Below are 14,657 nucleotides of genomic sequence, written 5' to 3'. Positions count from 1 at the left end.
TAATCCACAAAATGCAAAAAACATCACAATTATTCATTTGCCAATCATTATCCCGATAAAAACAAAACAGGCACCCGACGAAGCGTACACTTCGTTGCAGGTGCCTGTTTATATATAAACAACGTGGGATTACTTAGGCCTCAGTAGCCACGTTGATATTGTTCAGGTACGGAAGGCTTTTCGCCACGCAGCGCCACCGCTGCATGAATCGCCCAATAAGGATCGCGCAGCAATCCGCGTCCTACAGCGACCAGATCGGCATCCTCATTGCCGATTACAGACTGCGCCAAGGCTGGGTCATCCAGTACGCCGACAGCGATTACTGGGATGTTCAGCGCCTCGCGAATTTGACGAGCAAACGGCACTTGGTAGCCCGGATAGTTGCCTGGCTTTCTGGCTCCAGCCGGGCCTTCTCCACCCGAACTGACATGGATCACGTCCACGCCCGCTGCCTGATATGCGCGGCTCAGCTCAATGGCATGATCCACATCGTATCCACCATCTACGTATTCCACCGCACTGATGCGTAAGATTAACGGCATACCCGCAGGCATTTCCTTGCGCACAGCCTGAATGACTTCTACGCCGAAACGGGATAGATCCTTTCCATACTCGTCATCTCGCTTGTTCGTAACTGGCGAATGGAATTGGTGAATCAGGTAACCGTGTGCACCGTGAAGCTCAATCGTATCCACGCCTGCTTGAACTGCCCGACGGGCGGCGTCTGCGAATTTTTGCACCATGCCACGCACTTCCTCCGTGGTCAATGCACGCGGCTGTTTATAATTCGCATCCGGATATGCAATGGCCGAAGGAGCCACCGGCTCTGCTGCATCCTCAGCTTTACGGCCTGCATGAGCAAGCTGTATGCCAACCTTGGCCCCGTGCGCATGAATACCGTCAACCAGCTTTTTATACGCCGGAATATGTTCATCTGACCAAAGCCCCAGATCGTAATCCGTAATCCGTCCATCCGGTTCCACGTCCGTCATTTCTATAATAATCAGACCCGTGCCTCCGATAGCTCTGCTCAGGTAGTGAACATGATGCCAATCATTCGGAATTCCGTCCTTGGCCGTCACCGAGTATTGGCACATTGGGGCCATGACCACACGATTTTTTAACTCCAAATCTTTGATTGTATACGGTGTAAACAACGAAGTCTTCAAAACGCTCATCTCCTTTTTCATCTCTACCACATAACTAAAAATGTGTTCCAAATTACACGGTCTATTATAAGCACAATCGGCACAGTCCAAACGAAACAAAGAGATTCCCCAACTGGGGTATCCCTCATATTTGCACCGTGCAGTCATTATGTATATCGTATGTTGTAGATATATTGCACACAATCTATTATCCACAACTTAATAACTTTTTGCAAGTAAATATTTAAATATTATTAAATATTTTTTTGTCTGCATTTTTCCCGACTCTTAGCCATAACACAAAAAGGCGCCCTTACGGGCACCTCTGCGAAAACTGGTCTTATTGCGCTGAGCCTAATTGAATCCATGCCTTCTCAATCTCTGCAACCGCCTGATCCTTGTTCATGTTGCCGCTAATATAAGCTTGCATCAGCTCGCCAAACTTTTGGTGGAATGTATCCAGCGAGTAGTTGACAGACAGATCACCAGACTTGGATGTTTTCAAAATGCTCTCCATTTCCTTAGGCATTTCCAGATCAGGAAGCGGCGCATCCTTGATTGGAGGGATTACCTTCGCTACTTGGGAGAACCAGTTCTTACCGTATTCCGAAGTGTACAGCCAGTTGAAGAATTCAATCGTTTCCTTGGATACTTCGGAATCCTTGTTGATACGCAGCGCCTGATCGGCACCCGTAATGATGACCGATTGATCCGCTTTGTCACTCACCGGATATCCCAAGATGCCAATCTTCAGATCCGGATTAATTTTCTTGATCGCTTCCTCATCCCATGCCCCTTTACCTGTCATAAACGCAGCTTTACCAGAAGCAAAATCACTCACTTCTGCATTGCTGTCCCGTTCCAGCGGCTTATCTGTACCATGTTTTACTGTCAAATCAATGAAGCTAAAGAAGTTGTTGTACAGCAATGGGTAGTCCTTGATTTTTGCTTTACCTGCAATAAAATCATTAACAAGCTGCTTCGACTCTACCCCGGCATCCTGCGCTGCAGCATCTACATAGTGTTGGAAGATATGCTTCCATACCCACCACTCTTTATACGCATTAGCAAATGGAGTAATACCTTTCGCCTCTAGCTTAGTAACGGCATCCTGCATCTCCGCAATTGTCTTCGGTGGGGAGGTTATCCCAGCCTTGGTAAGCAAATCTTTGTTGTAAATCAACGCAAACAGGTTACCCTTGACTGGGAATCCCAACACTTTGCCGTCACTGGAACTCATATTCGCCCGGACAGCATCCGTCATGGCTGCTGCCAGCGGTTCATTGGTCAGATCGGCACTATAATCTGCATAGGTGTCGATGTCGCCTCCGGCTGTGGTCTGGAACACATCCGGTGTACTACCTGAAGCTATTTTTGACTTGAGAATGGTGTTGTAGTCTGCCTGCATGATCTCCAGATTGATCTTCACGTTAGGTTTGACCTTCTTATACTCCTCGATATACGCGTTAAAAGCATCGGTATACTCCGGTGAGGCTGTAAACATATTTATTGTAACCGTTTTCAAATCTTCTTTGCCGCCAGTGCTTTCTTTAGCCGCATCTGTGCCGCCGCTGCCTCCACATCCGCTCAACAAACCGACCGTCAAAAGCAAACTGCCGGATAACGCCATCATCTTCTTTAACATGGATACTCCCCCATTTGTTTGTGATCAACGTCCATGCGCTCATTCTAAAAAATATAGTCCAATTTAAAAAGGCAGATTAGTGAAGCGTTAAGGGTAAAAAAGTGGTTTATTGCAGGCTCACGCGATACTCCGACGGTGACACCTGATAATAATTGCGAAAAGCCTTACTGAAATAGTTTTTATCCTTGTAACCGAGCATATCGGAAATTTCCTGAATTTTCAGACTGGAATCACCCAGCAATTCCTTTGCCTTGTCCATTCTGACCTTCTGTACATATTCGTGAATACCGTAACCAAACTGCTGTTTGAACAATTTCATCAGATATTCCCGGCTCAAAAAATAGGTTTCGGCAAAAAACGAGATTTTGATATCTTCAAAATAGTAGCGGTCGATGTACCTTTTGATCTCTGTAATATCAAAGGGCTGGTTCCCTGCTTGTGCATGTTGGACCCCGGCAATGTAAAGCTCCAGCATGCGGTGTAATCTCTGACTGTAGTCGGCAAAGCTCGTAAAATCAGCAGACAGATTGCCTTCAACCACGCGCCCCAGTTCTCCTAAGGTTTCCTCCTGATTAGGCGCAGACATAGGCGTACCCAGCTCAATCGCTGCTTCTCTCAGTAAAAAATGGAACTCCCGCAGCAATCGATCCGCATCCTGCAAACGGAAAACAGAGCCTGCTGCCAATTGTTTCAACAGATCGCTCAGTAGTACCTTTGCCCGGTTTGCTTGACCGGTCTGAGCATCCTTTTGGATCGACAACAGTCGATCCGTCCATGGCACTTCCTCTGACGCACCCACTTGCCGGGGCACCGTATGGAGAATAGATTCTCCTTCCAACTTCAACACATCCGTGCTATGAATGAGCGTCTTGGCATCCCTATAAGCAGAAGCCAGCTCCACTACGTCTGTACAGAGCTTGCCCACGCCGGCTGCTACCACCATATTGAACAGCCCATGCAGGTTCGCAACCGCCTTCTGTGCCACCTGTGCCAGTAGGAGGGACATATGTTCTTGTTGTCCTGAGGCCAGGGTACAGATAGAAACGACCTCACGCTCTCTTCGCGGATGGGGGAAGCTAAAACAACGCAACCGTTCATCTGATGTCTGCGCTAATACATTCGTTACAGCAAAATCCATCAGATCGGCATCGCCATGAAAACGTGTCCTGCGAATCTCATCCCTGTTCAGCAGCCGCAGCACGATCACGCCAAAGCGGTTCCCCGGCTGATCCGCTCCAATCAATGGCAGCAACGCGGTATTGGCCTGCTTTTTAAAGCTACCGTCCAAAATGGACATATAGAGCTTCTCTTTCAGCTTCGGTAGTGACATATTCAACGTAATGCTCTGATTAATGAACTCGTCTTGGCTTTGCTTACGGCTTTCCAGAATGTCCACCGCCTTGCGCAGTGCCTGATTCAGATCTTGGCGGTTGATAGGTTTGAGCAGATAATCTACCACCCGCGATTGAATCGCTTGTCGTGTAAATTCAAAGTCGTTGTAGCCACTAATGACAATCGTCAGCAGATGGGGATATACCTTCTCGATAACACGAAGAAATTCGATGCCATTCATCTCCGGCATTTTCATATCGACCATCACCACATCGATAGGGTGCTGACCCAGCAGCTCCATTCCCAACTTTCCATTCGTCGCCTCATAAATATGTTTGATACCCAGACGATCCCAGTCTCCAACAATACGAATGGCTTCGCGTAACGGTTCTTCATCGTCAATAATTAATACGTTATACATGGCTGACTCCTCCCCGGGGAATTTGCATTCTCATTTCCGTTCCCGTTTCATCCGTAAGTATGAATAACCCTGCCTGATCTCCATACAAAAGTTTCAACCGTGTGTTCAGATTTTTCAGGCCAATATGCTCGCTCTCCCGGTCTTCCCATTTTTCATCGAACGAATCCAGCACTACTTTCAGCTTGTCCTCTGAAATTCCAGGTCCGTTGTCCCTGACTGCAATTGTAGCGTCTGTAGCACCTGATTCGGCCGAAATGACGATCAGAATGTCGCTTGATACTTTTTCCAACGCATGCTTGATAGAGTTTTCTACCAACGTCTGCACGGATAACCTCGGAATCGGCAGCTCAATCAGCGTGTCCTCCCATACCACTTCGACTCGAAGTCTCGCCCCGAATCTTGCCTTTTGCAGACCTATATACCGTTCAATATGCCTGAGCTCCTCGCGGGCAGCTACAATATCCTTGCCGTTGATGGAATAGCGCAGAGTTTGGGCCAATGCATCCACCATATCCGCCATGTCGAACATCTCCCGCTTTAATGCCTGTGTGGATATGGCTTGTAAGGCATTGTACAGAAAATGGGGATTAATCTCAGCCTCCAGCGCCTTGAGTATGGCATTCTTTTCGACCAGCTTCATACGATAGCGCTCATTAATAAGTTCTTCGGTTCTTTGGACCATTTCGTTAAAATGCAGCGACAAATAGGCAATCTCATCGTGCCCCTTCACAGGAGCCCTTGCCTCAAAATCTCCGGTGCTGAACCGTTTCATCTGGGTAGATAGCTTATGTAAAGGTCGGGTAATCGCGTTCGAGGTCAATGTCACCAAAATAATAGACACACCTAAAAATAAAGCCCCGATGACATAACTCCAATTCCGTGTGGTCGTAGCGGCTTCATAAATTTGGCGGTATGGAATCGGCTTGATGAGCTGCCACCCGTCCTTTTGGCCTGCATCATAAACGACCAAATACTCCTGGTTGCTGTTGCTGTTGCTGTCTGACCACGTTACTTGTCCGCTTCCTCCCTCTCCGATCTGAGCTAATACTCCAGAATTACGCATTCGTTCATACAGCGGAAGACTGTTCACATAAAAGGGAACCCGTTCGGGGCTGATCAGCATCAGTTGATCCCCTTTACCCAGTGGAATATTCCGCATGATTTCATCTACAGCGCTCGTGTTGTAATAAAAGGACAACACTGCCTGCGGGTGACGGGATGCAATCGATCTCAGCACTCGATGGTAAGCCATAAAACTGGCTTGCGGCGCCACATAGCCCATATCAGAGCGGGATTCCACAAAAGATTGAAAAGATTCGTTTGCAGTGCTGGCCATCGCCTCTTTATACCAGGGAAGCTTGGGAAGATCCGTGTTTATTCCTTTGCGTACCGTTATGTTATACGTCTCCCTAGTCACTACGTAGTATTGATGGCGGTCCGCCACATATAGATAGATCGCTTCCAGATCATTGCGGGAATAAAACATGTTGCGCAAGTAATTTTCAATGACCATTCGTGCAGCATAGTCCCGATTCTCATTAGCAATCGCGTTCATGATATCGTTATAGCGAAGCTGTGGCAGAGCCAGCTGCTGCATCCCCTCCAAGTAATCCTCCAAATTCTGATTGACCAGCAGCAGATTATTCGTCGTGCTGGCGATGCTATGGTTGACCGACTCCTTTTCAATCATCTGATAGGAAATAATCGTGAGTGAGCCCACCACCAGAATAATCACCGACGTAAAAAGCAGAATGAGCTTGTTCACTAATTTTTGCGTAATCCGCTTCCACATGGATCGAAGAATTGTCCCTACACGCCCTGACATCATGATAACCGCTCCTTTTGAAAGCGTACACATTTTTACCCTCAACTGTTTTCTTAAATCCATTGGTCCGGCCCTAGGGGCTATCCTATACTTTCATTATATCTTAAACAGCTTGGAGCGAAAGACCGGAAAATGCTGAGAAAAAGAGGTGCGTTATGCTGAAAAAAAGGGGAACATGGGGCGACAAGGGCAGCAAGCTGGAATTTGGTTTATTCACATTGCCCGTAATCTTGTGCATTACAATTGCATTTTATATTCCGTTTTTGATGACGATACGCTATTCCCTGACCAAGTGGAACGGCATATCCAAACATCCGAAATTCGTGGGTCTAGATAACTTCAAGCAAATCCTGTTCGGAGACGCTAACTTTGCACATGCAGCCTGGTTTACAATCAAATACGCCATTTTGTACATTGTGCTGGTAAACGTGCTGGCCATTTTGCTGGCACTCGTCCTCGACATGAAGCTCAAAAGCTCGGCCTGGCTACGCGCGGCTTTCTTTATACCTTATATTCTCAGCCTCGTTATTGTCGGCTTTATATGGAAATTCATCTTTATGCAAGGCTTTGAGTCACTGGGCCACAGTACAGGCTGGGGCATCTTCCAGCTCAGTTGGCTAGGCGAGGAAGGGCTCGCGTTTATTTCTATTCTGGCGGTATCCATCTGGCAATCCATTGGCTTTTACATGGTCATTTATATCGCAGGCTTGCAATCGGTGCCTGAGGATCTAAAAGAGGCTGCCATCGTGGACGGAGCAGGGCCGATTCGGAGATTTTTCAGTATTATTTTACCGATGCTCGCACCTTCGATTACGATCTCGGTCTTCATGGCACTGACCAACTCGATCAAGGTGTTTGACGTCATTTTATCTCTGACTGGCGGTGGACCAGGAGGTACGACATACAGCATTGCGTATGATATTTACCGAGATACGTTCCAGAACAATCTGTATGGCTACGGAACAGCCAAAGCCCTGATTTTATTCGTTGCAGTACTGATCATTACGATTATTCAATTGTCTATTTTCAAACGCAGGGAGGTTGAAGCCTGATGCAACGCAGCCGTACAGGACGTATTTTGCTGGAAGCGGGCATGATTGTATTATCGCTGTTATTCTTGTACCCGCTGTTTCTCGCCATTAACAATTCGTTCAAAAGCTTCGCTGAGGTCATGACCGACGTCATTGCGCTGCCCAAGCAGCTTTCGCTGGATAACTACGTATACGTATGGAAGTTCATTGACTATCCTCGTTTATTTCTGAATAACACGATTATTACTGTGCTCGGGCTGGCAGGCATTGTGCTGATATCCTCCATCGCTGCTTATAAGCTGGCACGGACGAAAAGCAAGTGGAGCTCCGCCATTTACATGCTGTGCATTATGCCGATGTTGATTCCATTTCAGTCCATCATGCTCACTGTCTTGCGACTGGCGAAAGACTTGAATTTGGCAGACAGCACTTGGGGACTTGGCCTGCTGTACTGGGGTTTCGGAGCCCCGCTGGCAGTGTTTATCTATCACGGCTTTGTGAAAGGCATCCCGGTCGAAATTGACGAAAGCGCCAAAATCGACGGAGCCTCAGGCTTTCGGCTCTTCTTTTCCGTCATCTTCCCGTTGCTGAAATCGGTCACCGCCACTATTGTTATTATCGACGTGATGTGGATATGGAACGATTTTCTGCTTCCACTTCTCATGGTTAACGGCTCACCCAGCACCAAAACACTTACGCTGGCTGCCTATACCTTCGTTGGGCAATATACATCAGACTGGCAATATGCCATGACCGCGATGGTAATGGCTGTGCTGCCCTCCATTATCGTATTTATCTTTCTACAAAAATACATTGTTAAGGGCGTAGTGGCCGGGGCCGTCAAAGGCTGAGGCAATTACATCATTACAGATGACCCAAAGAGGACTTGCGTAAAGTTTACGCAAGTCCTCTTGTCTTCGTGATGTCCATGCCCGTACTCTGACATTATTTATGCTTAACCCATTGCGCGCTATCCATCGGCCAAAAGATCACATCCGCACGTCCAACAATGTCCTTGATGGAAACAAAACCAATAGCACGGCTATCCCTACTATTATTGCGGTGGTCACCCATCACAAAAATATACCCCTCAGGAACCTTGGAATCGGTTATGGTTCCGTTTGGGAAGTCCACATTATTATATAATTCTCCCTTGGCGTGAGCATCTTGGATAGCTCCTTGAATGTATGGCTCCTCTACTTTCTTACCGTTCACATAAAGATGATCACCTTGATACTGAATTGTATCTCCAGCCACTCCAATAACACGCTTAATAAAGTCCTTTTGTTCCTTTTTTACATGGAATACAACAACCTCGCTTGCCTTGGGGTCACGAAAATCGTAAATCACCTTATTCACGACCACTCGTTCATCTGTTTTGAAATTCGGTTCCATGGATGCTCCCTCAACAATAAATGGCGCAAATAACAGCCAACGTATAATGAACACGAGCACAATGGCTGCAATAATTGCCTTAAGCCAATCGATCATCTCATTGTTCATTCGCGGTCGCTTTTCCTGCAATGGTTCGGAAGTTGAACTCGTCAAATGCTTCCCGCTCTCCATGCGCTAAACCCACCTTTTCTCCCAGTTTTCATTTCTATTATATGTATAATGTTTAAGTATAATCAAATTTTCCCAGCCTTGCAAAACCATATTTTTAGTTGAAACAAAAGTGTGAACTTTTTTTCACAATATCAAAAAAACAACAAAAAACTGTTGATGCAAACGTTAACATATATTACACTGTGCATATACTTCTTAGAGCGTTTTGGACTTATGATAGATCAATCTGTCCCCCAGGAGGTGTCCTGTTTTTTAATGGAAAGACAGCATGATCCACTTTTATATGTGCTATCTTCTTTTAAAATATGAGCTCAGATAAGGAGGAATTTACATGTTTAAACGGAATGATCGTTCAAAAAACGGCTTTAACGCTCTAAGACTCGGTGTTTCTTTTGTTTTTGCTTCTTCTTGCCTTATTGGAACCGCTTACGCAGATGTTCCATCTAACAACCTCCCCTCTACCACACTCACAGAGGAGGCCGTCAGCGCAACCGATTCAGCAGCTGTTTCCACCACGTTAGCGGCAGGTGATCTGTATGTAGCTCCTAATGGTAACGTGTCCAATCCAGGCACGATATCTAGTCCTACCACCCTCGAAGCAGCACTGACACAAATTGCTCCTGGTAAAACCATCTACCTGCGCGGTGGTAACTACGCCTACTCTTCAACGATTACAATTCAGCGTGGAAATAACGGCAGTAACGGCTCACTCAAAGGGTTAGTCGCTTACGGTAGCGAAAAGCCTGTACTTGATTTTTCTGCTCAGGCCTTTGGTTCAGCCAATCGGGGACTTCAGCTTAACGGAGACTTCTGGCTGGTCAAAGGTCTTGAAGTCAAAGGTGCCGGAGATAACGGTATCTATATCGGCGGCAGTAATAACCGAATTGAAAATGTGGAAACCCACCACAATCGGGACACCGGACTTCAACTCGGGCGTTACTCCCCTAACGCTTCCACCAGTGAGTGGCCTGCGAACAATTTGATCTTGAATTCCTACTCTCACGATAATGCGGATCCCGATAATGGTGAGGATGCCGATGGCTTCGCAGCCAAACTGACTGTAGGATCAGGCAATGTGTTCGATAACTGCTTGGCAGCGTACAACGTAGACGATGGCTGGGATCTGTACAGCAAAACGGAAACAGGCCCTATCGGTGCCGTAACCATTTTGAACAGTGTGGCCCATCACAACGGGCAAACCTCTGATGGAACGTCTACTGCGAACAGTGACGGCAACGGCTTTAAGCTGGGTGGAGACAAAATCAAAGTCAACCATATTGTAAAAAACAGTATTGCTTTCCAGAACAAAAAACACGGATTCACCTACAATAGCAACCCTGGCACAATTACTTTGACCAACAATACTTCATGGGACAATGGACAAAGCAATTTCGCCTTTGATAAGGGTGAACACGTGTTCATTAACAATCTCTCTTTTGAAGGAACAGCAAGTGATAAAACAAGTGGCACAGATCAAGATAACTCAAACGTTTGGTGGAAAAACAAAAAAACGACGAATGCCAAAGGTCTCGCAGCCAGTGCAGACGACTTTGTCAGTCTCGTGCCTTCCATCACTCGAGGCGCAGACGGTTCCATCCAGCTGGGTGATTTCCTTAAGCTGGCCAAAGGAAGCGATCTGATTGGCTCGGGTACTCCAAGCGGAAATATAGGGGCACGGTAAAAGCCCTACCTAATCAGGACGCCTGGCCCATCTACCAACCTAGACAATTCTGCATAATATAGCGACCGGTGATCGTCCTCATAACCAGACAAAATATGAGGTGAACAGATCATGGAACGAAAAATCACACTGAAACATACACTTGCCTATGGAAGCGGTAACATGCTGGGAAGTGGCGCACTTGCTATTAGCGGTGCATGGTTAATGTACTTTTATACAACCTTTTGCGGACTGTCTCCTGTTCAGGCCGCAGCCATTTTCTCTGTTGCCAGCATCATAGATGCGGTCAGCAATCCGATCATGGGCTTTATCAGCGATAACTTTCACCGAACCCGCTTAGGCCGTAAATTCGGCAGACGCCGTTTTTTCATCATGATGGGTATCCCGCTGATGCTCGTGTATCCGATGCTTTGGATAGATGGGCTGGGCTTCTGGTATTACCTGAGTACGTACGTGCTGTTTGAACTGGTGTACACCTCTGTCATGGTGCCGTATGAAGCACTAGCGTCTGAGATGACCCGAGACTTCGGCGCACGCTCCAGATTGACTGGATGGAAGGCCATGTTTGGTAAAATCGCCAATTTTGCTGCCGCTTTTATCCCTGGTCGCTTTATTGCTGCTTACGGCAAAGACTCTCCATTGCCTTTCTTGTATACCGGTCTCGTTTTTGCAGCAATTCTGCTGATTGCCATGGCTTTCTTGTACAAAAACTCCTGGGAACGTCCAAGTGAAGAACTGCAAAAGGAACTGGAAGGTGAAGCTCCGCTTTCCTTTATAGATTCCATGAAAAAGTTGTTTATCGACATTTCCTCCACTTTTCGGGTCAAGACGTTCCGTCATCATCTCGGGATGTACCTGGGCGGATTTTCAGCCGAGTGGCTGTTTACTTCAGCTTTTACGTACTTTATTGTCTTCTCCTTGTTCCAAAGCTCGGAGATGGTATCCAATCTGAACAGCTTTAACTCTGTCATTCAACTAATTTCTACCTATTTCTTCATCCAATTCTGTGTGCGTAAAGGGTTTCGTATGCCTTTCATCGCCGCACTCGTCGTCGTTTGCTTTAGCGTAGCAGGTTATGGCCTGCTCTATATGACGGGAGCCTCTAATACAATGATGTGGCTATATGTCATCACACTGTTCATGGGACTTGGTACGGGTGGCGTCTACTACATCCCTTGGAATCAATACACGTTCCTTGCCGATGTGGATGAAGCGTTAACTGGTCGTCGCCGGGAAGGTATTTATGCGGGTATGATGACTTTTGCCGGAAAAATGGTGCGGGCCGTTGTCGTTTTCATTCTCGGCTGGGTGTTACAGCACTTTGGCTTTGTATCCGGAGCTGAAAGTCAGCCAGTCTCTGCTCAGCACGCTATCTTTTATGTACTCGTGGTGGGTACGATTGTTCTCGCGATCATCGGGATGATTGCTTCTGTCGTAATGAAGCTGGATATTGACAGCCACAAGAAGCTAATCGCCGAGATTGACCGCCTCAAAAACGGCGGCTCGATGAAATCAGCCAAGCCAGAGGCTCGCAAAGTGTTCGAACAGCTGACAGGCTTCAGCTACGAGCGGTGCTGGGGCAACAACAATGTGGGCTTCAAGAGCAGACCCGTTGACCCTAAGACACACACTCCGTCTATGTAATCAGCAATAACAATTACAGATTAAACTTTACTGAAGAGGTGACTGTATCATGGCAAATTCAACTTCGCAACCAACAACCAATCCTACAAAAACAGAATCCTGGGCTGTACGTATGAGCGAATCCGTGCTTAAACGGAGTCCAGAACGTTATGAGAAATGGGAATATGACCATGGCGTGATTTACAGAGGTCTGGAATGGGTTGGCGAACTGACAGGTGATCCCAAGTATATGGAATATATAAAAAAACATATGGATCACTTTGTTGACGAAAATGGCGTGATTCAGCGCTATAAAGTAGATGAGTACAATATTGACCACGTAAATAACGGTAAGCTGCTCTTCACTCTGTATCGTGCCACAGGAGATGAACGCTATAAAAAGGCAGCCTTCCAATTACGCAGTCAGCTGGAAAAACATCCACGCACAAGCGAGGGCGCATTCTGGCATAAGCAAATTTATCCGTATCAAATTTGGCTTGACGGCTTGTACATGGGTGCCCCGTTCTATGCTGAATTTATTCGCGAATTCGGAGATCCATCAGAGTTTGACGATGTGACCCTGCAATTCAAGCTATGCTACAAGCATACGCGTGATCCTGAAACGGGTCTGCTCTATCACGCTTGGGATGAGAAGCTGGAGCAGCCTTGGTGCAACCCGGAAACAGGCTGTTCCAAAAATTTCTGGGGCCGCTCAATGGGCTGGTTTGTCATGGCACTCGTCGACGTGCTGGACTACATCCCAGAAGATCATGCAGATCGTCCCGTCTTGATCGATATGCTGAACGAAACACTGGAGGCCTTGCTGAAAGTGCGTGATAAGGAAAGCGGCGTCTTTTATCAGGTGCTCAATCTGGGCCATGTGAAAGGCAACTATCTGGAAGCATCTGCTTCCTGCATGATTCTATATGCTATTGCCAAAGGTGTTCGCAAAGGCTATCTGCCAGAGCATTATCGTCAAGAGGCGGAAATCATCCGTAAAGGTATTATTGATGAGTTTATCACGATTACTGAAGAAGGACTTGTGAATCTGAACAAAACAGTACAAGTAAGCGGTCTGGGAGGTAAGGATCGCCGGGATGGTACCTTCGCTTACTATATCAGTGAGCCGATTATAACTAACGATCCCAAAGGTATTGGCGCTTTCATTCAGGCGATGGGAGAAGCGGAGCGCATCTAAACGATGCGGACTATATACTCTTAGATAGCACAAAGGACGGTGGCGATAAGCCCCGTCCTTTCCTCATTTATGCCTATCTTACTTACTTCATAACCTTAAATTCATATCCCTGTTTCTTCAGATATTCTATGATTTGCGGCAATGCTTTGGCCGTTTCTTCTTTACCATAGGTGTCATGCATGAGTATGATTGCTTTTTCTCGACCTTTGACTGACCTTATAAACTGGTTGATTAGTGCCGGTGCTTTCTTGGATCTTCCCTCTGCATCCTTCGTTAATACATTCCAGTCCACCTGATGGTAATCCTTTTGACGCAAAACCTTATCCAGAGCAGCCATTCCCTGTGGATCTCTTCTGTTCCATGTCATGTGGCCCCCAGGGAAGCGGATCATTCTGGTGGAGAATTCTGGCCCCAGAATGCTTTTTAGAACCTGATTGTTCTTCTCGATCTCCTGCATAACATGATCCGTATTTACTCGTCTGTTCGGATATAAATATTTATAATTATGTGAGTACGTATGGTTCCCTATCGCGTGACCCTCTTTGGCAATTCTTTTGATAAGGTTCCTGGTGTGCTCATTTTCATTGGCTTCTTTACCTACAATAAAAAAGGTTGCCTTGACCTTCTGCTTTTTCAGAATATCTAATATCTGAGGTGTGACCGTCACGGATGGTCCGTCATCAAAGGATAAGTAGGCCACTTTTTTACCATCAGCTCCATCGGGCATTTGCCCTAGCATTTGCTGATTTAAATATTTTTCGACAAAGGCACCGTCTTCTACATCGGGATCATTTTTTGGAGAGGTCGCTTTACCCTTTGCCCCTGCGCTGGCTTTAACATTTGATGAGCCGGAATCCGTTTTTTTAGCAAGCTCCTGGGTCGGCGCGTGTGGCTTGCTATCCGAAACCTTTATCGCAATAAAAGTAATACAGCCTGCCACAAATAATATAATAGCAATCAGTATCAGCCTTCTTCTGTTCCTCTTCAAACGGTGCTCACTTGTTCTACTATGTGAATAACCCTTTTCCATTAGATTATGTACCTCCACACTAAAATAAGAAAAACCACCGGAGCAGGGTGAAAGGGCACCTTACAACGAACATTGCAAAACTCTGAAGTTTAGCCAATGAAAGTTTAAGGGTGCACTTCAACCAGGGGACGCACAACCTACTCCCGGTGGTTTCTTA

General features: G+C 46.5%; 11 protein-coding genes. 5 read left to right on the top strand and 6 right to left on the bottom strand.

Annotation, left to right across the window (positions count from 1 at the left end):
• Window positions 1–140: 140 nt before the first annotated feature.
• The 4 genes from BN1546_RS12425 to BN1546_RS12410 all read right to left on the bottom strand — a co-directional run bounded on the left by BN1546_RS12425 (window position 141) and on the right by BN1546_RS12410 (window position 6,404).
• Window positions 141–1,169 carry an NADH:flavin oxidoreductase/NADH oxidase gene (locus tag BN1546_RS12425; RefSeq protein ID WP_176702332.1) on the bottom strand — a complete coding sequence of 343 codons (1,029 nt, stop codon included), beginning with the start codon at window positions 1,167–1,169 and terminating at the stop codon, window positions 141–143.
• 319 nt (window positions 1,170–1,488) lie between these two features.
• The gene (locus BN1546_RS12420) at window positions 1,489–2,793 is read right to left on the bottom strand and encodes an extracellular solute-binding protein (RefSeq protein ID WP_090737719.1); all 1,305 of its coding nucleotides are present in this window, start codon (window positions 2,791–2,793) and stop codon (window positions 1,489–1,491) included.
• A gap of 106 nt (window positions 2,794–2,899) precedes the next feature.
• A complete protein-coding gene (locus tag BN1546_RS12415; protein WP_090737717.1) occupies window positions 2,900–4,546 on the bottom strand; it encodes a response regulator transcription factor in 1,647 nt (548 codons plus the stop codon).
• Window positions 4,539–6,404 (bottom strand): sensor histidine kinase, encoded by a 1,866-nt coding sequence (locus tag BN1546_RS12410; protein ID WP_090737715.1) that lies wholly within the window; start codon window positions 6,402–6,404, stop codon window positions 4,539–4,541. The genes BN1546_RS12415 and BN1546_RS12410 overlap by 8 nt, the downstream gene beginning before the upstream one ends.
• Window positions 6,405–6,526: 122 nt before the next feature.
• Here BN1546_RS12410 and BN1546_RS12405 point away from each other — a divergent pair, with 122 nt between their 5' ends.
• Together BN1546_RS12405 and BN1546_RS12400 are read left to right on the top strand one after the other, a co-directional pair.
• Window positions 6,527–7,423 carry a carbohydrate ABC transporter permease gene (locus BN1546_RS12405; protein ID WP_090737713.1) on the top strand — a complete coding sequence of 299 codons (897 nt, stop codon included), beginning with the start codon at window positions 6,527–6,529 and terminating at the stop codon, window positions 7,421–7,423.
• On the top strand, window positions 7,423–8,253 hold the full coding sequence (locus BN1546_RS12400; protein ID WP_013373701.1) for a carbohydrate ABC transporter permease: 831 nt from the start codon (window positions 7,423–7,425) through the stop codon (window positions 8,251–8,253). Before BN1546_RS12405 ends, BN1546_RS12400 begins: the two co-directional genes overlap by 1 nt.
• 94 nt (window positions 8,254–8,347) lie before the next feature.
• Here the strand turns inward: BN1546_RS12400 and lepB are convergent, their stop codons facing one another.
• The gene (gene lepB / locus BN1546_RS12395) at window positions 8,348–8,968 is read right to left on the bottom strand and encodes a signal peptidase I (RefSeq protein ID WP_013373702.1); all 621 of its coding nucleotides are present in this window, start codon (window positions 8,966–8,968) and stop codon (window positions 8,348–8,350) included.
• A gap of 331 nt (window positions 8,969–9,299) precedes the next feature.
• On the opposite strand from lepB, the gene BN1546_RS12390 reads away from it, so the two are divergent.
• The 3 genes from BN1546_RS12390 (at window position 9,300) to BN1546_RS12380 (ending at window position 13,470) form a co-directional block, all read left to right on the top strand.
• A complete protein-coding gene (locus tag BN1546_RS12390; protein WP_058711429.1) occupies window positions 9,300–10,649 on the top strand; it encodes a right-handed parallel beta-helix repeat-containing protein in 1,350 nt (449 codons plus the stop codon).
• Window positions 10,650–10,760: 111 nt separating this feature from the next.
• On the top strand, window positions 10,761–12,293 hold the full coding sequence (locus BN1546_RS12385; RefSeq protein WP_064962769.1) for an MFS transporter: 1,533 nt from the start codon (window positions 10,761–10,763) through the stop codon (window positions 12,291–12,293).
• 49 nt (window positions 12,294–12,342) lie between these two features.
• Window positions 12,343–13,470 carry a glycoside hydrolase family 88/105 protein gene (locus tag BN1546_RS12380; protein WP_013373705.1) on the top strand — a complete coding sequence of 376 codons (1,128 nt, stop codon included), beginning with the start codon at window positions 12,343–12,345 and terminating at the stop codon, window positions 13,468–13,470.
• Window positions 13,471–13,552: 82 nt separating this feature from the next.
• On the opposite strand, the gene BN1546_RS12375 is transcribed toward BN1546_RS12380, so the two are convergent.
• Window positions 13,553–14,500: a polysaccharide deacetylase family protein gene (locus BN1546_RS12375; RefSeq protein ID WP_090737711.1), complete on the bottom strand. Its 948-nt coding sequence runs from the start codon at window positions 14,498–14,500 to the stop codon at window positions 13,553–13,555.
• Window positions 14,501–14,657: the final 157 nt, after the last annotated feature.

Source organism: Paenibacillus sp. Mc5Re-14, assembly GCF_001049835.1.
Classification (GTDB): domain Bacteria; phylum Bacillota; class Bacilli; order Paenibacillales; family Paenibacillaceae; genus Paenibacillus; species Paenibacillus polymyxa_C.
This window is presented reverse-complemented; position numbering and strand designations above follow the sequence as displayed.

What these genes read in the sequence shown, in the direction of transcription:
- lepB (WP_013373702.1), bottom strand. Translation starts at nt 8,968, where the DNA reads ATGGAGAGCGGGAAGCATTTGACGAGTTCAACTTCCGAACCATTGCAG.
- BN1546_RS12400 (WP_013373701.1), top strand. Translation starts at nt 7,423, where the DNA reads ATGCAACGCAGCCGTACAGGACGTATTTTGCTGGAAGCGGGCATGATT.
- BN1546_RS12390 (WP_058711429.1), top strand. Translation starts at nt 9,300, where the DNA reads ATGTTTAAACGGAATGATCGTTCAAAAAACGGCTTTAACGCTCTAAGA.
- BN1546_RS12375 (WP_090737711.1), bottom strand. Translation starts at nt 14,500, where the DNA reads ATGGAAAAGGGTTATTCACATAGTAGAACAAGTGAGCACCGTTTGAAG.
- BN1546_RS12410 (WP_090737715.1), bottom strand. Translation starts at nt 6,404, where the DNA reads ATGTGTACGCTTTCAAAAGGAGCGGTTATCATGATGTCAGGGCGTGTA.
- BN1546_RS12405 (WP_090737713.1), top strand. Translation starts at nt 6,527, where the DNA reads ATGCTGAAAAAAAGGGGAACATGGGGCGACAAGGGCAGCAAGCTGGAA.
- BN1546_RS12385 (WP_064962769.1), top strand. Translation starts at nt 10,761, where the DNA reads ATGGAACGAAAAATCACACTGAAACATACACTTGCCTATGGAAGCGGT.
- BN1546_RS12420 (WP_090737719.1), bottom strand. Translation starts at nt 2,793, where the DNA reads ATGTTAAAGAAGATGATGGCGTTATCCGGCAGTTTGCTTTTGACGGTC.
- BN1546_RS12380 (WP_013373705.1), top strand. Translation starts at nt 12,343, where the DNA reads ATGGCAAATTCAACTTCGCAACCAACAACCAATCCTACAAAAACAGAA.
- BN1546_RS12415 (WP_090737717.1), bottom strand. Translation starts at nt 4,546, where the DNA reads ATGTATAACGTATTAATTATTGACGATGAAGAACCGTTACGCGAAGCC.